Origin of the sequence: Chimaeribacter arupi, assembly GCF_002858805.1 — a bacterium.
Classification (GTDB): domain Bacteria; phylum Pseudomonadota; class Gammaproteobacteria; order Enterobacterales; family Enterobacteriaceae; genus Chimaeribacter; species Chimaeribacter arupi.
The window spans coordinates 1-19,685 of the sequence record NZ_PJZI01000024.1; the positions used below are offsets into that span (position 1 = coordinate 1).

At 58.1% G+C, this 19,685-nt stretch carries 20 protein-coding genes and 1 tRNA gene; 12 read left to right on the top strand and 9 right to left on the bottom strand.

Annotated elements, in window-relative coordinates; all coding sequences use genetic code 11:
• Positions 1 to 162: 162 nt before the first annotated feature.
• Positions 163 to 930 carry a DgsA anti-repressor MtfA gene (mtfA, locus tag CYR52_RS14250; RefSeq protein ID WP_072928582.1) on the bottom strand — a complete coding sequence of 256 codons (768 nt, stop codon included), beginning with the start codon at positions 928 to 930 and terminating at the stop codon, positions 163 to 165.
• A gap of 93 nt (positions 931 to 1,023) precedes the next feature.
• Here mtfA and CYR52_RS14255 point away from each other — a divergent pair.
• Positions 1,024 to 1,113: transfer RNA gene (locus CYR52_RS14255), tRNA-Ser, on the top strand.
• 133 nt (positions 1,114 to 1,246) lie between these two features.
• On the opposite strand, the gene CYR52_RS14260 is transcribed toward CYR52_RS14255, so the two are convergent.
• Together CYR52_RS14260 and CYR52_RS14265 are read right to left on the bottom strand one after the other, a co-directional pair.
• Complete coding sequence (locus tag CYR52_RS14260; protein ID WP_072928340.1) at positions 1,247 to 1,624, bottom strand: hypothetical protein; 378 nt, start codon at positions 1,622 to 1,624, stop codon at positions 1,247 to 1,249.
• Between the two features lie 175 nt (positions 1,625 to 1,799).
• Positions 1,800 to 2,183 carry a helix-turn-helix domain-containing protein gene (locus CYR52_RS14265; RefSeq protein WP_072928341.1) on the bottom strand — a complete coding sequence of 128 codons (384 nt, stop codon included), beginning with the start codon at positions 2,181 to 2,183 and terminating at the stop codon, positions 1,800 to 1,802.
• Between the two features lie 324 nt (positions 2,184 to 2,507).
• Between CYR52_RS14265 and CYR52_RS22680 the strand changes: the two genes are divergently transcribed.
• The 3 genes from CYR52_RS22680 to CYR52_RS14280 all read left to right on the top strand — a co-directional run bounded on the left by CYR52_RS22680 (position 2,508) and on the right by CYR52_RS14280 (position 3,469).
• Positions 2,508 to 2,681, top strand: coding sequence for a hypothetical protein (locus CYR52_RS22680; RefSeq protein ID WP_165698501.1), 174 nt, complete (start codon positions 2,508 to 2,510; stop codon positions 2,679 to 2,681).
• Positions 2,682 to 2,759: 78 nt separating this feature from the next.
• Positions 2,760 to 3,107 (top strand): phage holin family protein, encoded by a 348-nt coding sequence (locus CYR52_RS14275; protein ID WP_072928343.1) that lies wholly within the window; start codon positions 2,760 to 2,762, stop codon positions 3,105 to 3,107.
• A gap of 98 nt (positions 3,108 to 3,205) precedes the next feature.
• On the top strand, positions 3,206 to 3,469 hold the full coding sequence (locus tag CYR52_RS14280; RefSeq protein WP_072928344.1) for a hypothetical protein: 264 nt from the start codon (positions 3,206 to 3,208) through the stop codon (positions 3,467 to 3,469).
• 24 nt (positions 3,470 to 3,493) lie between these two features.
• Here CYR52_RS14280 and CYR52_RS14285 read toward each other — a convergent pair whose 3' ends face one another.
• A complete protein-coding gene (locus CYR52_RS14285; protein ID WP_101828803.1) occupies positions 3,494 to 4,240 on the bottom strand; it encodes a DUF2076 domain-containing protein in 747 nt (248 codons plus the stop codon).
• A gap of 725 nt (positions 4,241 to 4,965) precedes the next feature.
• On the opposite strand from CYR52_RS14285, the gene CYR52_RS22685 reads away from it, so the two are divergent.
• The 6 genes from CYR52_RS22685 to dsrB all read left to right on the top strand — a co-directional run bounded on the left by CYR52_RS22685 (position 4,966) and on the right by dsrB (position 9,121).
• The gene (locus tag CYR52_RS22685; protein ID WP_165698502.1) at positions 4,966 to 5,118 is read left to right on the top strand and encodes a hypothetical protein; all 153 of its coding nucleotides are present in this window, start codon (positions 4,966 to 4,968) and stop codon (positions 5,116 to 5,118) included.
• A 254-nt stretch (positions 5,119 to 5,372) separates the two neighbouring features.
• Complete coding sequence (locus tag CYR52_RS14290) at positions 5,373 to 6,023, top strand: metallophosphoesterase (protein WP_072928346.1); 651 nt, start codon at positions 5,373 to 5,375, stop codon at positions 6,021 to 6,023.
• A gap of 436 nt (positions 6,024 to 6,459) precedes the next feature.
• Positions 6,460 to 7,470: an AI-2E family transporter gene (locus CYR52_RS14295; RefSeq protein WP_072928347.1), complete on the top strand. Its 1,011-nt coding sequence runs from the start codon at positions 6,460 to 6,462 to the stop codon at positions 7,468 to 7,470.
• Positions 7,471 to 7,583: 113 nt separating this feature from the next.
• The gene (locus CYR52_RS14300) at positions 7,584 to 7,925 is read left to right on the top strand and encodes a hypothetical protein (protein WP_072928348.1); all 342 of its coding nucleotides are present in this window, start codon (positions 7,584 to 7,586) and stop codon (positions 7,923 to 7,925) included.
• Positions 7,926 to 8,265: 340 nt separating this feature from the next.
• Positions 8,266 to 8,475, top strand: a complete 210-nt coding sequence (gene cspE / locus CYR52_RS14305) for a transcription antiterminator/RNA stability regulator CspE (RefSeq protein ID WP_072928349.1) — start codon at positions 8,266 to 8,268, stop codon at positions 8,473 to 8,475.
• Positions 8,476 to 8,917: 442 nt separating this feature from the next.
• Positions 8,918 to 9,121, top strand: a complete 204-nt coding sequence (gene dsrB / locus CYR52_RS14310) for a protein DsrB (protein WP_079205213.1) — start codon at positions 8,918 to 8,920, stop codon at positions 9,119 to 9,121.
• A gap of 35 nt (positions 9,122 to 9,156) precedes the next feature.
• Here the strand turns inward: dsrB and CYR52_RS14315 are convergent, their stop codons facing one another.
• The gene (locus tag CYR52_RS14315; protein ID WP_072928351.1) at positions 9,157 to 10,884 is read right to left on the bottom strand and encodes a methyl-accepting chemotaxis protein; all 1,728 of its coding nucleotides are present in this window, start codon (positions 10,882 to 10,884) and stop codon (positions 9,157 to 9,159) included.
• Positions 10,885 to 11,916: 1,032 nt separating this feature from the next.
• Between CYR52_RS14315 and CYR52_RS14320 the strand changes: the two genes are divergently transcribed.
• Entirely contained in the window at positions 11,917 to 12,630 is a 714-nt protein-coding gene (locus CYR52_RS14320; RefSeq protein ID WP_072928352.1) for a GNAT family N-acetyltransferase, read from the top strand.
• Positions 12,631 to 12,660: 30 nt separating this feature from the next.
• Here CYR52_RS14320 and CYR52_RS14325 read toward each other — a convergent pair whose 3' ends face one another.
• The 3 genes from CYR52_RS14325 to CYR52_RS14335 all read right to left on the bottom strand — a co-directional run bounded on the left by CYR52_RS14325 (position 12,661) and on the right by CYR52_RS14335 (position 17,074).
• Positions 12,661 to 13,833 carry a glycoside hydrolase family 88 protein gene (locus tag CYR52_RS14325; protein WP_072928353.1) on the bottom strand — a complete coding sequence of 391 codons (1,173 nt, stop codon included), beginning with the start codon at positions 13,831 to 13,833 and terminating at the stop codon, positions 12,661 to 12,663.
• Between the two features lie 27 nt (positions 13,834 to 13,860).
• Entirely contained in the window at positions 13,861 to 15,147 is a 1,287-nt protein-coding gene (locus CYR52_RS14330) for an oligosaccharide MFS transporter (RefSeq protein ID WP_072928354.1), read from the bottom strand.
• 76 nt (positions 15,148 to 15,223) lie between these two features.
• Complete coding sequence (locus tag CYR52_RS14335) at positions 15,224 to 17,074, bottom strand: DUF2264 domain-containing protein (RefSeq protein WP_241506170.1); 1,851 nt, start codon at positions 17,072 to 17,074, stop codon at positions 15,224 to 15,226.
• Positions 17,075 to 17,393: 319 nt separating this feature from the next.
• Here CYR52_RS14335 and CYR52_RS14340 point away from each other — a divergent pair, with 319 nt between their 5' ends.
• Complete coding sequence (locus tag CYR52_RS14340; RefSeq protein WP_072928356.1) at positions 17,394 to 18,254, top strand: AraC family transcriptional regulator; 861 nt, start codon at positions 17,394 to 17,396, stop codon at positions 18,252 to 18,254.
• Between the two features lie 4 nt (positions 18,255 to 18,258).
• Here CYR52_RS14340 and CYR52_RS14345 read toward each other — a convergent pair whose 3' ends face one another.
• A complete protein-coding gene (locus CYR52_RS14345) occupies positions 18,259 to 19,647 on the bottom strand; it encodes a CoA transferase (RefSeq protein ID WP_101828804.1) in 1,389 nt (462 codons plus the stop codon).
• Positions 19,648 to 19,685 lie beyond the last annotated feature (38 nt).

The window sequence follows — 19,685 nt, forward strand, 5'->3', positions numbered from 1 at the left end:
TGGACTCGAACCAGTGACATACGGATTAACAGTCCGCCGTTCTACCGACTGAACTACAGAGGAATCGTGTGAACGGGGCGCATCATATCCATACGCCCTGACCCTGTCAACGGCAAAGTGACATCACACTGCTGACTGCTCAGCAACTAAACAATCCGGCGTTTATCCGGGCTGGCGTTGCAGGCGCGCCAGCGGGTCTTGCCGGTAGAAACTGACAAAATAGGGGTAGAGCGCCGGGAAACGGTCGGCCAGCAGCTCAGGCGCACTGAAAAAGTATTCGGACAGCACCGCGAAGCACTCCGCCGGGTCAGTCGCGGCATAGGCGTCCAGGCTGGCGGCGGCATCGCCCACCAGATCGCTCTCTTCCTGAATCGCTTCCATCGCGGCATGCAACGCTTTCTCCCAGCCCGCCACGCTCCGCAAGGGGATCGGCGGCACGCCGTTCACCACGCCGCCGTTACGCAGGTCCAGCTTGTGCGCCACTTCATGCACCACCAGGTTAAACCCGGAAAGATCAAACGAGTCCTGCACATCCTGCCAGTTCAGCACCACCGGCCCCTGATCCCAGCTCTGCCCGGCGTGCACCACCGGCCCGCTGTGCACCAGCCCGGCGTCATCCTCCCAGACATCCTCCACCAGGAACGGGTCAGGGTAGATCAGCACTTCATGGAAGCCGTCCAGCCACGGCAGGCCAAGCGACATTACCGGCAGCACAAACAGCAGCCCCAGCCGCGCTTCCATCAGCGGGGTCAGCACCAGCCCCTGTAACGGCACCAGGCGTTTTTGCCGCAGAAACTGGGCGGCCAGTTGGGTAATCTGTTGTTTTTCCTCGTCGGTAAACGCGGCGAACAACGGAATCGCCAGGGCTTCCGGCCACTGTTCAAACGGGGGAGGAGGGGGAGGGGTTGCTTTCCACGGCCACTTAATCATCATCTTGCTCGCAAAGTGATCACTCGAACGTCCGGGCACCGGTTAGTGCTGTAAAAATGCCGTAAAACAGGGCATGATGGCAACCGCAATTACGGAGAGATGCCGGAGCGGCTGAACGGACCGGTCTCGAAAACCGGAGTAGGGGTAACTCTACCGGGGGTTCAAATCCCCCTCTCTCCGCCACTATTCAAGCACTTACGCTGCTTCCTGTCTGTGATAAACCTCCCGCAGTGATCATTCCTCCTGCTTTTCCTGTCAATGTGTTCCCCTGAATGTTTTTCTTTACGCTTTCTGCCTGACTGATCCCGGTTTTCTGTTACTTACGTTTCCCTGTGGCGGCGATATTCAGCGGCTGCAAGCCCAGCGCAAATTGTGCGGTGATGGCCGCGGCGTGGTTCAGCGCATTGGCCTGCGCCAGATAGCCTTTCTGGCGGGCACGCAACGCCTGTTGCCGCAGGTGCGCTGCCACCTTTTCTGCCGCCTGGGCTTCGATATCCGCAATCACGGCATTGGTGACCGGCAGATCCTGCAAGGCACCCCCCAATGCCTGAATAGCAAACACCACCCGGCCGCACCCGGCCAGTTTGCGGGCGGCAAGCAGCCGGGTTTTCAGGGCCGCGTTTTCTGCCGCCAGCGCCAGGCAGGCCGCTGAGGTTTTCGGACGCGTTTTTTTATCTGCAGTCTGGGCGCACATTGTGGCCTCCCGCTGAAAGGGCGGCTGCCGGAAATGCCCGGCAGCCGATGATGCACAGTGAGTGATGAAGCGTATCAATGAGGGAATATCGTGATAAAAAGTTAAGCCTATGGTGTATAATTTGTCAACTTTAGGCTTATAAGCGGGCGGATGAGACAAGGCCTTACAGGCCGGTTCAGGTGTCGCGTTTCCGGCGCAGCAGGTAGCTTTCGGTCAGGGCATCCAGTTCTTTCAGCCGTTGCTCGAAGACCGCCAGCATATTTTCCTGCTCCAGATCCGGCAGCTGATCGAACAAATCCAGCATCCGTTGCTGACGTGAGGTCAACCCCGACTCGGGCTCCACCTCTTCGCCCAGCAGCCAGGGCAAGGGCACACTCAGCGTCGCGCAGAGGCGCAGGGCAGAGGTTTTACTGATCTGCCCGCGGCGGTACCAGCCATTCACCGACTGCGGGCTGACACCGGCGATACGGGCCATCTCTGCCTTTGAGATACCCTTCATCCTGAGCAATTCATCCAGCCTGACGGCCAGGGCGTGGTCACTACGGTTTAATGATTTCATCGATCGAGTATACCCATAAGGTTTACGCTTATAAATAAGCTTAAAGTTGATTCATTGTAAGCCTTAGGCTTAGGTGCTATGCTGGTATTACACCCGTTATTATCAGGTGCCGTATCCCTCACTGAGAAAAAATGAGCCGCCGGACCCGTGCTGTATTCACGCGATACGGCCTGCTCAGCCTGGCCTGTTATTGCACCTCCATCTTTATAGGTTAGCGCGGCTAATTTGATGGATAGTTCATTCAGGTCTTAGATATAAATTCGCGCGAAAGGATTAAATGGACAGGCCCCCGCAGGGGATGAACAATTAATCGGAACGATGGCTATGACATTCGACAATTTACGTGAATTTATTGCGCCTGGGGGACGGTATGAACTTTATACCGACGGAGAGGAGGTGATCTGGGTGTTACCCCTTGCAGACGACCAAATTATTATTACTCCGGAGTCGTATGAGGCGTTGCTGAACCAATACGGCTATAAAATCGTCCCGATGTAACCGGGCCGGAGGGTGCGCTGCCCGCTTGTGGCCCGGCGCACCCGTGCCGCCGGTACATATTTCTGGTCTGGAGGCGTTATGCCACTGTCTGAACCGGATTGGTTTTCCCACCTGTTACAAGTCGGCATCTGGCTGACCAACCACCCGCTGGGTTTCTTCACCGGCTTATCTGCCTTTATTGTCTCTTGCTGGTCTGGGCTGGCCGAGGGGCGCCGCGGCCTGTCGCTGCTGATTGGTGGCCTGGTCTGTGTGCTGACCACGCTGGCGGTGGTGGCCGCGATGCGGACCAGCGGGCTGCACGCGTCCTGGATGCCGATCATAGGCATTTTTGTTGGCTTCATCGGGGCTGACCGCATCCGTGAGGCCATTTTATCGGCCTGGGAGAGCCGCAAAATCCCGCCGTTTATTGATTCCGAAAAAAAGTAGAGGGCGGCCGGCTGAAAAAGAATTCCAGTAACCTATTGAATTATTAAGAAACTGCCCCCATATCAGTGTTCCTTCTTCCCCAATAATAAGGAAAACACATGGGAATCAGTGAAAAAGAGCGCCTGCGCCGGCAGGTGCACGAAAAACACCGCATCAGCCACAGCGCGATGTGGCTGGCGGTGATCGCCGGCCTCTATTTTATCCTCATGGCGGCCACCGGCCACCCGGCAGGGCCGATGCTGCTTTCCGGCGGCATCTGCCTGACGGCCGGCTGGCAGGCGCTCAACAAACGGCGTAAGGCCAGAGGCTATAAACAGAAACTGCGCCATATCGAAGGCAAAGAAAAGGTGCCTGCGGGCTGACCGCAGACACCTGACAGAGGCGGATTACAGGAACGAGTCGTCGTCGCTGTTAAAGCTGTCATCCCCGAAACTGTCATCACTGCCGAACGTGTCATTCTGATTATCGAGGAAGCCATTGCTGGCGTAACGATCGTCCGTGCCGTTAAAGGTATCCAGATTGTTGGACTGATCAAATTCCTGGAACATGTTCTGATCTTCTGCGGTATTCACCGGCATCGGCTCATCATTGATGATGTTCACAATCTCTTCCGGCTGGGAATGGTGGAACATGCCGGTCAGCATATCCGCCAGCATCACCCCGCCCGCCACACCGGCTGCCGTCTGCAAGGCACCGCCGATAAAACTCCCGGCTCGTGAAGGTGCAGCCTGAACCGGGGCGGCAGGCTGTGAATAGGGTTGTTGCGGGGCATTGTTCCAGGCGGCCTGGTTCTGCTGGGCAGCCTGATAATTTTGCGCCTGCTGCGGGGCAGGGCGATGGCCGCCGCCGAATAAGTTGGACAGGAAACCGCCGCTGCTTTGCTGGGACTGGGCCGCCTGCTGTTGCAGCGTATTCACCTGCGCTTCCAGCGCCTTCACGCGTTGATCCATACGTTTCAACGCCGCTTCCTGGATGATGATGGATTGCGCCATATAGTAAGGCGCAGCCGGTTGTTCGCGGATGCGCGCCTGGATACGCTGCTCGGCGGCCTGGTCGCGCGCGCCGGTTTGTGATTCAGCCTGTTTGAGACGATCAAACAAACCATCAATAAGTTGCTGTTCTTCAGATTGCATAGAAACCTCCAGTGGTGGTGCAGCGCCGTATTACGTTGATACGGCAGGCGTATGGCCGCCGGTTAACTGCGTATGTCCGTTAATAATAGATGACGTTAGCCTGTTAATTGGGGCAAATACAGAATTCAAAAGTAAAGCCGGGCAGAAATGTGTTACCACATCGTTCATATGGCGCTTTTTTGGGCTTTTTCAGGTTTCGTCCGACGCCTATAGACAGCGCAAAATAACTCTGAATGTGATTTCACTTCGCATAAGCGGCGATCACGCGGCCGGCAGGGGGTTGACAGCCGCGGCAAAAAACGATGCATAGGCTTCTGCCTGGAATATTGCTGGGATTTATTAGCCTGACAGATGGTTTGTGCGCTTAACCTTGGCATTTTTAGTGGTTTGAACAGCCGGATTAACCAAAAAAAATGGCAAAGCCCCAGAAAACACGCATTTTTGCGCTTCCGGCACCTCGGCTCAGGAAAATCATCGTTAAAAATGGGCTTTTTGCTATCTGCTTGATCAAAATCAAGAAAAAGAGGTGAAATAATTTTATTTCACTTACGTGCCCCGCTGTACGATGCGCAAAAAGTGAAAAGTCATAAAATAACCGGAGGTTTTATATTTCACCGATTGCACCCAGGGAGCGGGTGTGTGATGTTTTGAGTGTCTAAGATATTTCGCACATAAGAAATAATTAGGAATACTGATTTAAATAGTCTCTTGTTACGGAGGTTTTCATGCTTATTGTCTGGTTCGCCCTGGCCGTTATATTACTCTCGTTCTCTGTCTACGCGTTCAAAATGTATCGCGGCGAAAAAGAGAAGAAAAAACTTATCGTGCGTCCGCGGATGATGTCACTGCGCCGCCGCCACAGCCATGGTCACGGCTGAGCGTAATACGCGCCTGACCCTGCTGCGGCCATTCAGTCATTGAGCACTGATTTAAAAAATAAATTGGCCTGACTTACGCCACGCACTTTTATTTTTTGACTTAGGATGCGTCTTTTTTATGACGCGCAAACGTACCCGGCACCCGCGGCCGGGTACGTGTTCCTGTTTCTGCTTTTCACCTCCCTCTCCTGCGGTGGTAGCCGCTATACTCCTTATCTGCGTACGATTTTTTGTCCAGTGAGGGCCACCCTGCGATGTACCACCGAATTGACGGCAGCCGCTACCGGCAAATTTTTGTTGTAGGCGACGTGCATGGCTGTTACCAGGCGCTGCAACAGCAGCTCCAGGCGCGTGACTTTGATCCGCAGCAGGATCTGGTGATCGCCGTCGGGGATGTCATCGACCGCGGGCCGCAAAGCCTGAGCTGCTTAGGGCTGCTGGACGCGCCCTGGTTTAGCATGGTGATGGGTAACCATGAACAGATGGCGCTGATGGCATTACTGAGCGGGGTGGATTTCCACTGGCAGCGCAACGGCGGTGACTGGTTCTACCGCCTGAAAGGGGAGGCGCGGCAGCGGGCGGAAACGCTGATCCACCGCTGTGACGCCCTGCCGCTGGTGATTGAAGTCACCCATCTCCCGCAGCATATCGTGGTGGCTCACGCCGATTATCCGGCCGAACGCTATGAATATGACCAGCCGGTCAACGCGGAAGATGTCGTCTGGAGCCGCAAACGCATTACCGGGGCGCTGGAAGGGCGCGGCAACCGGATTGCCGGGGCCGATCTGTTTATCTTCGGCCATACCCCCCTGAAACGTCCGCTTAAATTTCTTAACCAACTCTATCTGGATACCGGTGCCGTATTTGGCGGACGCCTGAGTCTGTTACGGATTAAATCCGCCTGACCCGCTTTTTTTCTGCCTTTATTCCGTTTTTTCCGGCGGAAATAACCGGTTTACTATCGATCAATACTCTTAATGTATTTTTGACGGTGAAATAAAAACAGTTAAGTATCATGAACGCTGTTAATGTCGCCGTAAAACAGGCGTAATGGATAATTAATGCACGATAACAGAATATTAACGCCCATCAGCGCTATTATCCGGCCGCTGATGGGGTAATAAAAGATTACGCAGGCTGGCTGTTTTTCACTTTTTTGGAGGAATTTCACCAGGTGAAATCGGCAACAGCGCTTATTAAACGCCGTAAACCGGCCGGGCAGGGCAGCGCCCGGCCCTGGTACGGGCAACAGGGAAAATGGGCGCTGCGAGACATTTGCCTGAAATGGTATGATGCGCCGGGCGCGTTCCGTGCGCGGTGTAGGGCATAAGGACTTTTGCAATGCAGATCATGTCGTTGAATCAAATTCGTTGGTTAAGCCTGGTGGTGATGCTGGGCGGCTTACTGTTGTTGCTGCCGTTGCATCTGCTGGGCTGTTTTATTGCCGGCTTTGTGGTGTACGAGCTGGTGAATGCCCTGACGCCGCATTTCCAGAAGATCATCAGCGGTGACCGTGCGCGCTGGCTGGTGGTGGCGTTAATCAGTACGGCGGTGGTCAGCGGCCTGATTGCGGCCGTGACCGGCATCATCAGTTTCCTGATGCAGGATGTACAAAACTCGGCGGTATTCAACGCCAGGGTGGCGTCATTGCTGGAAGATGCGCAGTCCCGGCTGTCGCCGGTGATGTCCCATTACCTGCCGACCAACATCGAAGAGTTACAGCGCCAGTTCCTGAAATGGCTGCGTGACCACATCGTGATGCTGCAAAATATCGGCAAAAATGCGGCCCACACCTTTATCACGATGCTGATCGGCATGGTGTTGGGGGCGATTGTCTCCCTGCAACGTGATGACAGCGCGCAACCCTATCCGCCCCTGAAAGCGGAACTGTTGCAGCGTATGCAGTTGCTGGCCTCGGCGTTCCGCAATATCGTGTTTGCCCAGTTCAAAATTTCGCTGATTAACACGGTGCTGTCGGCGGCGTTTCTGTTCGGCGTGCTGCCGCTGTTCGGCATCCACCTGCCGCTGGCAAAAACGCTGGTGGTGGTCACCTTTGTCTGCGGCCTGATCCCGGTCATCGGTAATTTGCTGTCGAATACGCTGATCTTTATCGTCGGGTTGTCATTGTCGCTGTGGGTGGCGCTGCTGGTGCTGAGTTACCTCATCATCATCCATAAAGTGGAGTATTTCCTGAATGCCCGGATTGTCGGCACCCGCATCAATGCGCGCTCCTGGGAGATCCTGCTGGCGATGCTGATTTTTGAGTCCGCCTTTGGCCTGCCGGGGGTGATTGCGGCCCCGATTTACTATGCATACCTGAAAAATGAATTGCGCCACGCTGCGCTGATCTGACCCCGGCCCCAGGCGGCCGGGAAAATAAATGTGCGTGCCGCAACCGGCAGTGGCTTCTCCCGCTGTGGCGCGGATGATATTCTTCCCGGTTTTCGGGGGGCGAAGGAAAAAAAGTGGCAAAAGAGTTAGATCAGTTACTCAAAGATATCGATCTTATTATTGAACATGTAGAAAACCTGAAAGCGCTTGCGCCCCGCCCGGCATCCCGCCCTCCCACGGTAAATGGTCAGACTTACGATTCGTTCTGTGAAACGTTCGCCATTAAAGCGGTGTTGCGGGCGTTGATTGCCTCAGTGGACAAAATTGTTCAGGTCCAGATCGCACATAAAGTGGAGCAGGACATCGCCCAGCTCGATGAAAAAGTGCGGCAGATTGGCGGCGACCATGCCAAGCCGGACGATTTGGCGCAGATAACCGCCTATGTCCGGCATACGGTATCCGAAATTTTACCCTGAAAACCGGCAGGGGAGAGCAGGGGCGCAACACCCGCCGGGGCCGCGCCCCTGCTGCCTTTACGGGGGGCAGGCCCCCGTTTTGGGGCGCTGAAAATCACGGCAATCATCATCGGGCGTCATAAAAAGAGTTGCTATTACTTCTGCGCTATGAGTAAATGCATCTCGGCCTGTGGTACAGACCTATTTATGCACGACATCCTGAGTAAAGAAGTTTCAATCCAAGCGTTATCGTTGATAGCCCTTCTGTGACGAATTTCCTTTTGAGTGCCTCATAAGTAATGGCTGAAAGCCGGCTATATATCGCCTTCGGCGTCACATTTTTAATATTAAGGAATTTATCATGACTATGATGAAAGGTCAGGTTAAGTGGTTCAACGAGTCTAAAGGCTTTGGCTTCATTACTCCGGCTGACGGCAGCAAAGACGTGTTCGTACACTTCTCTGCCATCCAGGACACCGGCTTCAAGACCCTGGCTGAAGGCCAGAACGTACAGTTCTCCATCGAGAACGGTGCTAAAGGTCCGTCAGCGGCTAACGTTACCGCTATCTAATCTCCCTTGCTGCGCAGCACGCTTATCATGAGCTGACGCGCCGTTAACGAGATTTAAAAAAACCCGCCTCGGCGGGTTTTTTGTTTTGTTGGTCTATAAAAATAGCTACCCGCTCCGGCGGGTTTTTTGTTTTTACAGGCAGCCTGTCTGGCCTGACTGTCACCCGCTCCGGCGGGTTTTTTTATGGGCGTTGATCCGCGCGTGCGCCGGAAAACAGGCAAAAAAAAGCCCGCGGTGAGCGGGCAAAGTTCCTTGTTACATCGTTTTTTGAAGCGACTACTTTGGGGGGTAGTACAGGCGTAGTCTAGGTGAAAGCCCTGACAGATTTCTCGCGGTGAAGTGTTAAGATTTTGAAAATATGCGGCGAAAGACACCCCCGGCCACTCTGTGGTAGCCTGTAGGCCTGCATTTCATTTTGTGCGTCAATACGCGAGGCAACGCCATGCAAGTCAATGATCTGGTGACGGTAAAAACAGACGGTGGGCCACGCCGGGAAGGCGTCATCCTGGCGGTGGAACAATTTAACGAAGGGGTCATGTATCTGGTGCAGCTGGAGGACTATCCCACCGGCATCTGGTTCTTCAATGAAGTCGACAGCCTGGACGGCACCTTTGTTGAGCCACGCACGCCGCCATCCTCTTCCTGAGAAGAAAAGGGCAGCCGCGGCTGCCCTTGTTGACGTCAGAACGTTTCCCAGTCGCTGTCATTGACCCGGCCGGTGCGCGCACCGGCGGTATCAGGCACGATGGCAGGCAAAGGCGTACGCGCGCTTTTCACGGTGCTTGCCGGGCGAGCCGGGGCGGTGCTCTGGCGGCCGTTCAGCCGGAACACGGCTACGGACTGCGTCAGGCGGGCGGCCTGCGCCTCCAGTGACGCTGCCGCCGCAGAAGCCTCTTGCACCAATGAGGCATTCTGCTGCGTCACGCTGTCCATTTCCGACACCGCCTGGCTCACCTGAGAAATGCCGCGGCTCTGCTCATCCGATGCGGAAGCGATCTCGCCCATGATGTCTGTCACGTTAGTGACTGCCGACACAATCTCACGCATGGTATCACCGGCGTTGGCCACCAGCCCGGCACCTTCCCCTACCAGCGTCACCGACTCCTCAATCAGCGTTTCAATCTCTTTCGCCGCATCGGCGCTGCGCTGTGCCAGATTACGCACTTCACTGGCCACCACCGCAAACCCACGCCCCTGCTCACCGGCACGGGCCGCTTCTACCGCCGCATTCAGCGCCAGGATATTGGTCTGGAAGGCGATGCTGTTGATCACCGTGGTGATCTCGGCAATCTTGCCGGAGCTTTTGGAGATGCTCTCCATGGTGCTGACCACGTCATTCACCAGCGTGCCGCCCTGGCGCGCTTTATTGGAGGCGTTGGCCGCCAGTTGGCTGGCATGGTGGGCGTTGTCAGAGTTCTGTTTCACGGTGGCCGTGAGCTGCTCCATGCTGGCAGCGGTCTGCTCCAGTGACGCGGCCTGCTGCTCCGTCCTGGCAGAGAGATCGGTGTTGCCGGAGGCGATCTCGGTCGATCCCTGGTGGATCGACTCGGCGCCTTCACGCACGGCGGACACGGTTTCCGCCAGGGCCTGCTGCATCAGGTCAAGGTTGGTCGCCAGCACGCCAATCTCATTGCGGCCGGGGCGCATGGCCGGCAGGGTCAGGTCACCGGCGGCAATCTGGCGGATGCGGTTAACCAGCATCAGCAGCGGGGCGACAACGGCCCGGCGCAGCACCACGTAAGTCAGCAGAGACAGCCCCAGCGCCGCGGCGAAAGCCAGCGCCATCATCAGGTAACCCCGGCCGGCATTGGCGCGGGCGTGCTCATTGATCTCATTCGCCTGCGCCGTACGGAACGCCGAAGAGGCTGATACCGGCTTACGGTAGTCCTGCTCCAGCTTGCTGAGCGTCGCGGACTCCAGCGCCAGCACATCCTCAAACTGGCCCGCTTCGGTGGCGGCCAGCATCGGCGTGATGCCCATATCACGGTACAGGTTATACGCCTGGGTCAGTTCGGCATTGAACTGGGTGCCGGACTCACTGCGTTTGCTGTTGGCAATAAAGTGGTCAAACGAGGCCTGGGATTGGGCAATCATCACTTTCGCGGCCTTAATATCCTCCTGGAACAGCGTGGTGTCGTTTACGCGGGAGGCAAAGGCAGCCTGAATCATGATCAGGCGGGCAGTACTCAGTTGGTTGGCGCTGTCCGTCAGCGCTTTCCGGGTGGCGATCTCCTGGTTATTGTTGACCAGCGCATCGTTACTCTCCTTCAGGAAATAGCTGGACGCCCCAATAGAAACCGCAAACAGCAGCAGGATGCTGCTCAGCACCACGATAAACAACGTGACCAGACGGGTGTTTCCGATCACCCCGGTCGGTAAGGAACCTTCAGCGTGTGAAGAGGCATTCATAATAGTGACTCGTTGCAAGGTGTAAAAATAACCCTGTGCAGGCAAATCGCACAGAAGAGTATGCCGGGCTGTTATCGGCCGTAAAAATCAAAGCTTTAATCGCGGTCAGGGAAGGGCGCACGCGCGTGTATGTGGGGCGCAAAGGAGGGAAAAGCCAGGCGTGTATAGCTGCATGAATCCATAATGATCGTCGGCATAAGAGAACCCCTCAATTAAATCCGTTTTTAACCGTTAAATTACAGTAAGAAAAATCCTGAAGACGAGAAAATAGATCAGATACATCACGTTGGTGTATGTTCTACCAACAAACCTATCATCAGTTCAATGATAATTTCAGACTAAACCGCTGATCTCACACTAACTATAAATTTGCCTTAAGTCAGTGGCGCCTGGTAAACCGGGTTCTGACAGGAAAAAAAGAGCCGGATACCTCCTTTCGGGTAGGAGTATTACCGGGATTGACGGTGCTGGCGGGCTTGTACCCTGGAGGAGAGAAGGTTAGTCAAAGAATCCAGTCTTGCATGATAGTTAAAAATAATTCATCTATTACACCCTACTGATTGACTAAATATCAGAATTTGTCTTAAGTCTATTTTTTGTACAAGTCTCTGTTGGGCTTTACTTTTTATAAACAATGACTTATGGAAATGCGCCTTTGCTGGAAATGATAAGCACTTAAAAAAAGATCAGTAAATGCACAAGAAAGTAACACTATTGAAACTTAAATCACGTATAGAAGTCCTTTTTGTAACGCATTTTACAGAGATGCCGTACGGTTTTTGTCCTGAATTGTGAAGTAAAAGCATTTTAGACTGATGAATTATCTGTTTTGCTGAACAATTCATGAAATCATCCTGGACTATTTCATTTTATCAGGCCTGTGCTATCGTTAACCGGTTGCTCAAATTTTGTTATGTAACCTCAGAATTTACATAACAAAAATCAAACATCCTCTTTTTCACCTATACCGCCCGCGCTGCCGTTTCTTTCATAAGCGGGAGTGGGCCAATGACCATAACAAGGATGATACCTATGCCTGTGATTAATCATTTCGGCCAGCCGGTGGGGGAAGACCTGCCGTCATGGTCGGCCCGGCCGCGCCCGGCGCGTATTACTCTGCCCGGTGACTATTGCCGCCTGGAGCCGCTGATGGCAGAGCGCCATACCCAGTCGCTGTTTGATGCCTATTACAGTATCCCGCATAACGAAGGGTGGACCTATTTGCCGGTTGAACGCCCGGCGGATTTAGCCGCGTTCCGCCAGTTGCTGGCATCGCTGGCCGGGGCGGAAGACCTGCACATGGCCGTCATTGATAAAACCAGCGGCGAGGCGCTCGGCACCGCGGCGTTTTTGCGCGTTGACCCTGCGCATGGCGTGGCAGAAATAGGCTGGATTAACTGGTCACCCCGGATGCAACGGCAGCGCGCCGGCACCGAGGCGATTTTCCTGATGCTGCGCTACCTGTTTGATGAACTGGGCTACCGGCGCTGTGAATGGAAGTGCGACAGTCTGAATGCCCCTTCACGCGCAGCGGCGCTGCGCTACGGTTTCCGGTACGAGGGGCGTTTCCACCAGGCGATGGTGAGCAAAGGGCGTAACCGCGACACCGACTGGTTCGCGCTGCTGGACAGCGACTGGCCGGCCATCCGGCAGGCGTTCTCCCAGTGGCTGGCGGCGGACAACTTTGATGGGGCGGGCCATCAGCACCGCCGCTTGCAGGCATTTATGCCGCAGCACCCGGCATAAGATGCAGCCGGGGGAATGCCCCGGCTGCGGTTACCAGTAAGGTTGCCACACCTGGGTCAGCCGGGTCAGCGCCTCCATATAGAAGTAATCCCCCCAGCTGCAACACTCATCCACCCCTTTATTATCCGCCAGGTGGTAGACCGAATGTTTCAGCAGCCCGGTCCCCGGCTCCTGCGGCGCAGCCAGATAGGTCTGCGTCAACGAATCCATTATATGCAGTGCGGCTGCCTCGTAGCGCCCGCGGTCGGCCCCGGCGGCGGGCAGGGCGGCAGAAAGCTCCAGCAGGCCGCACACCGCAATGGCCGCCGCTGAGCTGTCCCGCAGGGCGTCGGTGCCGAGCAGCGCCAGGTCCCAATGGCAGACGCCATCCTCCGGCAGGCGTTGCAGGAAGTAGTCCGCCAGCCGTTGCGCCAGCCGCACCATCTCCGCGTCACCGGTATAGCGCCAGCTCAGCATAAAGCCGAGAATGCCCCACGCCTGCCCACGCGCCCAGCAGGAGTCATCGGCATAGCCCTGGTGGGTATTGCCGAAGCGCGGCTCGCCGGTCACGGTGTCCATATAAAAGGTGTGATACGTCGAGCTGTCCGGCCGCACCAGATAACGCGCCGCCTGGCCGGCATGGGTGCGGGCGGCATCGGCGAAGCGAGGGTCGCCGGACTGCGCGCTTGCCCAGTAGAGCAGCGGCAGGTTCAGGTTACAGTCGATGATCATCCGCCCGCGCTGCGCCGGATCGTTAAGATCCCCCCACGCCTGAATGATCCCGGCCTGGGGGTTAAACCGCTCCAGCAGGGCCTCGGCCGCCAGCAGGGCGATGCCGCGCGCGGCCCGGTCGCCGGTCAGTTGCCAGGCACACACGCAGGAGAGGCTATAAAGGAAGCCGAGATCGTGGGTCGCGGTGTCGATCCGCTGCACAATCCGCCGGCCAAAACTGACCACATGCCTTTCGGCCAGCGCCCGGTAAGCGGGGTTGCCGCTGTGTTCCCACGCCAGCCAGAGCTGGCCGCTCCAGAAAGCGGGCGTCCACTCCACGTTATCACGGGCTTGATAGTGGCCGTGGAGGCAGGTTTCCGACGGGAAACGGTCGCCGAAGGCGGCCATCCCGGCGTCAATACGGGTCAGCACCGTGGCCCAGGCCTGTTCCAGCCGGGCGCTGAGGGCGGCGCGGTCCGGCTGTGGCCGGGCAATAAAGGGGGGGTGGCTCATGGCATACTCCTTGTCAGTGAAAATCAGTCAGGGTTTCAAACGGGTGAGATCCGCAGCGGGCGCAGGCGGCGTTGCGGTGCGGGCCGCCCGGCAGGGAGAAAGCGTAAAGGCGGAGATCAGGGTAAACAGCAGTGCGGCCGCGCCCATCAGCAGGTAGGTGCGGTCAAAACCGATGCGGTCATAGAGGTAACCGGCCGGGGGCGCGACCACCACTGACCCGACATAAATCATCGCCTGATAGCCGAGCAGGTACATGGTGGCGTTAACCCGTTTCGGGAAATGCTCGGCGATATATTTAAACACCGAGATCAGCAGCAGCGAGATCTCCAGCCCGTAAAACGGCTTGATCAGCGAAATCATCAGCGGGTCATGCACCAGCCCGGAGGCGATCAGCCGCAGCCCGACCACCAGGCCGGTGAGCAGCATCCCTTTTTTGGCGCCGAAATGGTTCACCAGCCACGGCAGTGCCATCATCATCAGGAACTCCAGCCCCGATTGCAGGGTGCTTAAATAGCCATACATCGCGTTCCCCTGCTGCTGCGTCTCAAAGAAAGAGACGAAATAGCGCGGGAATTGCTGCTCCGCGATAAACATCATCCAGGCCACGCCGGCCACATAGAGGCTGAACATCCAGAATTTGCGGTTTTTCAGCAGCAGCACAACATCAGCAAACACAATCTTCTCGTCGGAGATCACCTGGTTGTTCTTCAGCTCCTGCTCGCCGATTTTCAAACTGAGCAGCACCGCCAGCATCACCAGCGAAGTGGCGCTGCTCAGGCAGAAATTCAGCAGCGGGGAGATATTGAACAGCACGCCGGAAAAGGCCGCGGCCAGCGCCCAGCCCAGCGACCCCCACATGCGGATCTGGCCGAACTCCAGCCCGTAGAGGCGGCTGAAGCGGTCAGCGTAAGACTCAGAGGCCGCCACCCCGGCGTACCAGCCGAGGCTGAGGTAGACAGCCCCCAGAATGATGCCTGCCAGCGGGTATGACATCAGCAGCGGCTGGTAGACCCCGGCGAAGAACGGTGCCATCAGGGCGGAGAGCAGGATCACCACGTACAGCAGGCGCTTGCTCATGCCGATTTTATCCATGATGTAGCCGTAGACCGGCTTCATCACCACCGCGAACACGCCGTTAACGGCAAACACCGTGCCGATGGTGACGCTGTCCAGCCCCACTTTCTGGCTGAGCCACAGCGCATAGAGGCCGAAACTGGCGGACCAGGTAAAGAAGTAGAGGAAAATGAAACTGCTCATCTTGTAGTAAGCCGTTTTTGCCACGGCCGGGGCAGAGCCGGTTGACGGTGCATCCATGAGGGTTCTCCTGCGTAGGGTCAGGGAGCCGGGCGGCAACAGGGCTGCCGCCCGGCGGAAACGGTGAGCAACACGATCAGAGGCGGACCAGGCGGCGATGGCCGCCGGACACCAGCGTCAGGCCGTCGGCTGACAGCGCCAGTTGCGGCACCTCAGCGTCTGCGATCGCGGCCTGCGGCGAGGCAGCCACCCAACAGCCGAGCCAGTGTTCGCCGGGCGGCAGCAGTGCTTTCAGCACCGGGATTGCCGCCGTGTCGGCAAACATCAGATTGCTGTTGGGCGGCGTGCGCACCCAGTCAGCCTGCCGGGGCACAGTGGCGTGCAGGCACTGAATCACACTGGTGCCGTTGCGCGCGGCGGCGTCACAGCGGCGGCCCTGCGCGCCGGTGCGGATAAGCGTATGCCGGTCAGACACCACCGCAAAACCGCCCTCGGCACTGCTCAGCGTGCGGGCAGTGACGAGGCGGTGCAGCCGCACATGGCCTTCACCGGCCGGGATCAGCCAGGTCGATACCTCAACGTCATGCCACGGCAGCCAGCGGCTGAAGATCAGGTCATCGCGCGTTTCCACCTCCCGGCAGTCGCGCCGCCCGCGCCAGTACTCATCCTGTTCCGCCAGCAGCAGCATTGAATCCCCGGCGGCATGCGGCAGGCCGTAGCGGCCGCGCTCCACGCAAAAGCCAAAACGGTTGGAGTAGGCGAATTTGGTGTATTTCGGGCCGGTGTTGACGAAGTTATTCAGCTCCAGTTGCCCGGCGGTCAGCAGGAACAGGTGGTCATCCTGCGCGTCACGCACAATCAGTTGCCCGGCGTGCGGCAGCGTGCGTTGCCGGCCGAGGCGCGGCAGCGGCAATTCCTCCGCCTGCCAGAATGCGCTCTCTTCCGGCAGCGCCAGCACCAGAAACAGCTTCAGCGCCCAGTAGGGGGAGCCGGGCGCGTTGTAATCCTCGGCCATGATCAGGTTCGGGTAGTGGTAACCCACGCTCAGCACGCCGTCGCGCTCAAAAATCGGCTGTTGCAGCCAGTGGCGCAGGTGGCGCAGCACCAGCCCTTTCACCACGCCGGGCGAAAACACCGGCAGGCCGGAAAACGCCACCGCGCTCCAGAACGCGGCCTCGGCAAAGCGGTAGGTCAGGCTGCGGCCAAACGGGATGGCGGAGCCGTCGGCGGCAAACTGGTAAATAAAATCCTGGGCAAACGCCGTGGCACGCTCACGCAACAAGCGGGCGCGCGCCGGGTCTTCCTCTTCCATCAGGGTGGCGTAGAGCAGGCCATAAAAGTGGAAGCCCATCGAGATGTAGTAATCGCGCGGGCGGCCCGGCCCGTCGGAATACCAGCCATCGCCGAGGTAGTAATGCTCCATGCAGGCGAAATGGCGCTCAACCGCTGCCCGGTTGAACGGCAGCCCGGCGCGGTGGAACCCCACCTGCACCAGAATCGGGAAGTAGTGCCAGTTGTTGTCCGGGATATCGGCGGCGGCGCTCTGGTTCAGCCAGGCATAGATCGCCTGTTGCTGCGCCTCGCTGAACCACTGCCGCCAGCGTTGCGGCAGCAGCGCCAGCCCGACGCCGAATACCGCCATCTCCACACAGCGCTGGTCATACGCCTGCACCTCACCCCAATAGCCGGGGTCCGCCGGGTCGGTGCCGTGGGCGATGGCCTCGATAAAAAAGGGCAACTGTTCATTGTGCCCATCGCCTGCCAGCAGCGGGAACAGCCCCCACAGCATCCGCGCCAGCGCCTCCATCCCGGCGATGTCCGGGCCGTAATGGGCGGTGAAATGGCCGAGCGGAATGCGGCTCGCGCCCGCCCGGCAATAAGGGGCAACCGCCCCAAGCAGGGTATTCAGCGCCGCCTGCATCTGCGGCCGGGTAGTCAGCTCGCCGGCAAAGGGCGAAGCAGGGAAAGGGGCATCTTCAGGGTGCATCTGGGCCTCCTGATCCGGCGGATCGGGTTAACAGGAATAATTGGAATAGTCGGGAATGAAAGGTCAGAAAATAGGCTAACCTTGTAATCACTTTATTGTTTTTTGCCGCTGAACAGCTGGGCGGATAATACAGGCAGGGAAAAGCTGCTAATTGTTAGACAGCTCACAAAATGCGCGCTTTTTTTAAATGTCAGTTGATTATCTGGCCGTAACCCGGCTTAAATTATAAAAAAATGCTAAAAAACTTAATTTTGTTGTCTTCGCCATAAAGGGAAAAAATGTTCTCAACAATAATAAAACCCGAGTCAGGAGCCTGTTTATGGCGGATAACGATTTTCTGGAACGTATTGCACTGAATGAGCGATTTATCTCTTTTACCCGGATGAGCACCACCAGCGCCAATTATTACCATTGGCACCAGTGTCTGGAAATCCTGTTTGTGATGCGTGGGTACGGCATTGTGATTGTCGATAACCAACAATACACCCTGCGCCCCGGCCGGATGTTTATCTTCCCGCCGTTCAAGTTACACAAAGTCTATGTGGAGCAGGGGCCGGCCAACCCCTATGAGCGCACCACGCTGCATATTGAAAACGTGGTTATCGACACCGCCCTGCAACCCTTCCCAAAACGCCGGGCAATCTTCCGCCAGCTGTGCGACACCCAGAGCCTGGCGCGCATCTACGATTTAAGCGAACACAGCGATCACCTGGATTACCTGCTGGAGAATTTTCACACCCTGTGCCGCCATGGCACGCACCAGCTGGAAGACATCGTGGTGCTGGTGCTGCAACTGATGGCCTTTATGCCGGAGCAGGGGGTGCACCACCACGCTTTCCCGCACACCACCGCCACCAAAGTCATGAACTGGATCGAAGAGAATTACGACTGCAAATTCTCGCTGGAGCGGCTGGCGCAGGCGGTGGGGCTGTCACGCAGCTACACCTCGCGGGTTTTCAGCCAGGAGACCGGCGGGTCAATTCAGGAATACCTGGTGACGCGGCGGGTGAAGTGCGCCTGTGAACTGCTGCGCGGCACCGATCTCACCATTGAGCAGATTGGGCAGAAAAGCGGCTTTGCGGATACCCCTTACTTTATTACCAGCTTCAAAAAACTGATCGGCCAGACGCCGCTGCAATACCGCAAAACCAGTTGCCACCCCGACCCACGGCTGACGTAGCCATTCAGCGCGCAGACCATACCGGCAGGTCGCGCCCAAGCGGCCGGGCGGGCGTGTGCCAGAGCATCGCGGTGCCGTCGAGTGTCACTGGCGCATACAGCCGGGACGCCACGCCCCAGGCCGTCAGCTCCAGCGTGTCGCGGCAATCGCGGCGCGTGGCGGGCGGCACCGGCTCGCCGGCCAGGAACGCCGGGTAACGGTGGGCGGCCAGCTCGCGTGCGGTACGCGCCAGTGACATCCGCACGCTGCACCCGCGCCCGTGCCGCAGCCGTTCCGCCAGCCCGTGCAGCACCGCCGCCGCCATCAGGCAGCCGGTGGCATGGTCCAGCGCCTGCACCGGCAATGGCCGCGGCGCGGGTGCCTGAAGGCTCTCCATACCACCGGCGGCGATGCCGCAACTCATCTGCACCAGGCTGTCAAAGCCGCGCCGTTCGCGCCACGGGCCGTGCCAGCCGTAAGCATTCAGGCTGACATCCACCAGCCCTGGGCTGAGCGCCTGCCGCTGCGCCTCGCCGTAGCCCAGCTTTTCAAGCGCCCCGGCGCGGTAGCCATGCACCAGCACATCCGCCCCGGCCAGCAACTGCTCAAAGGTGGCGCGATCCTGCGGGTGATGCAGGTCGAGGCGTGCACAGCGTTTCCCGGCAGTGACATCCGGTTCCATGGACGGCTCCTCCCAGCCGGGCGGATCGATGCGCAGCACCTCTGCGCCAAACCCGGCCAGCGCGCGGGTGGCGGCCGGGCCGGCGATGATCCGCGTTAAATCCAGCACCCGGATGCCCATCAGCGGCCGGGCCCGCGGCAACGCCCAGTGCGGCCGGTCGGCCCCGGCGGCGTGGGGCTGCCACAAAAACAGCGGATCCTGCGCCACCGCCTGCCCCTGCGGGTGCTGCTGCCACTGCGCTTCCGTCATCATCCGGGCGGCACAGCCCCCGGCGGCAACAATCTCCGCTTCCAGCTCAGCGTTACGGCAGGCAGCCACCCTGGGGGCGAGGGTGGCGCGGTCAGCCGCTGCGCCGAGCAGCGCCTCCACCACCCGGCGGTGGTGCGGGGCATTGGTGTGCAGCCGGATCCAGCCGTCCGCGGTGGGGTAGTCACCGGCCAGTGCGTCCCAGGCGGCGGGCAGCGCCCAGCCGTGCGGCAGCAGCGTGGTGCCGAACCAGAGCGAGGCGAGCCGCCGGTCAACCTGTACCGGGGCCAGGGTGCCGTGGCGCTCCGCCAGCAACGCCGACAGCGCCCGGCCCAGCACGCCGAAGGATGCCTGCGCCAGCTCACTCACCGGAAACAGCGAGGGGTAGCGCCCGTCACCGGTGAAATGCAACGGGGCGGCGGCCCCCTGTGGGGCGAGTTGTTGCCACAATGTCTCCAGCAAGGCAGAGGTCAGGGTCTCAGGCATCGGGCGTACTCCCTCAGGCTATTTCCTCACACTATTCC

Bases quoted from the DNA above. Each gene is read 5' to 3' on its own strand.
- mtfA (WP_072928582.1), bottom strand. From the start codon at position 930: ATGATTAAGTGGCCGTGGAAAGCAACCCCTCCCCCTCCTCCCCCGTTT.
- CYR52_RS14265 (WP_072928341.1), bottom strand. From the start codon at position 2,183: ATGAAATCATTAAACCGTAGTGACCACGCCCTGGCCGTCAGGCTGGAT.
- CYR52_RS14325 (WP_072928353.1), bottom strand. From the start codon at position 13,833: ATGAGCCACCCCCCCTTTATTGCCCGGCCACAGCCGGACCGCGCCGCC.
- CYR52_RS14340 (WP_072928356.1), top strand. From the start codon at position 17,394: ATGGCGGATAACGATTTTCTGGAACGTATTGCACTGAATGAGCGATTT.
- CYR52_RS14275 (WP_072928343.1), top strand. From the start codon at position 2,760: ATGCCACTGTCTGAACCGGATTGGTTTTCCCACCTGTTACAAGTCGGC.
- CYR52_RS14280 (WP_072928344.1), top strand. From the start codon at position 3,206: ATGGGAATCAGTGAAAAAGAGCGCCTGCGCCGGCAGGTGCACGAAAAA.
- CYR52_RS14320 (WP_072928352.1), top strand. From the start codon at position 11,917: ATGCCTGTGATTAATCATTTCGGCCAGCCGGTGGGGGAAGACCTGCCG.
- dsrB (WP_079205213.1), top strand. From the start codon at position 8,918: ATGCAAGTCAATGATCTGGTGACGGTAAAAACAGACGGTGGGCCACGC.
- CYR52_RS14345 (WP_101828804.1), bottom strand. From the start codon at position 19,647: ATGCCTGAGACCCTGACCTCTGCCTTGCTGGAGACATTGTGGCAACAA.
- CYR52_RS14285 (WP_101828803.1), bottom strand. From the start codon at position 4,240: ATGCAATCTGAAGAACAGCAACTTATTGATGGTTTGTTTGATCGTCTC.
- cspE (WP_072928349.1), top strand. From the start codon at position 8,266: ATGACTATGATGAAAGGTCAGGTTAAGTGGTTCAACGAGTCTAAAGGC.
- CYR52_RS22685 (WP_165698502.1), top strand. From the start codon at position 4,966: ATGCTTATTGTCTGGTTCGCCCTGGCCGTTATATTACTCTCGTTCTCT.
- CYR52_RS14290 (WP_072928346.1), top strand. From the start codon at position 5,373: ATGTACCACCGAATTGACGGCAGCCGCTACCGGCAAATTTTTGTTGTA.
- CYR52_RS14260 (WP_072928340.1), bottom strand. From the start codon at position 1,624: ATGTGCGCCCAGACTGCAGATAAAAAAACGCGTCCGAAAACCTCAGCG.
- CYR52_RS22680 (WP_165698501.1), top strand. From the start codon at position 2,508: ATGACATTCGACAATTTACGTGAATTTATTGCGCCTGGGGGACGGTAT.
- CYR52_RS14295 (WP_072928347.1), top strand. From the start codon at position 6,460: ATGCAGATCATGTCGTTGAATCAAATTCGTTGGTTAAGCCTGGTGGTG.
- CYR52_RS14315 (WP_072928351.1), bottom strand. From the start codon at position 10,884: ATGAATGCCTCTTCACACGCTGAAGGTTCCTTACCGACCGGGGTGATC.
- CYR52_RS14335 (WP_241506170.1), bottom strand. From the start codon at position 17,074: ATGCACCCTGAAGATGCCCCTTTCCCTGCTTCGCCCTTTGCCGGCGAG.
- CYR52_RS14330 (WP_072928354.1), bottom strand. From the start codon at position 15,147: ATGGATGCACCGTCAACCGGCTCTGCCCCGGCCGTGGCAAAAACGGCT.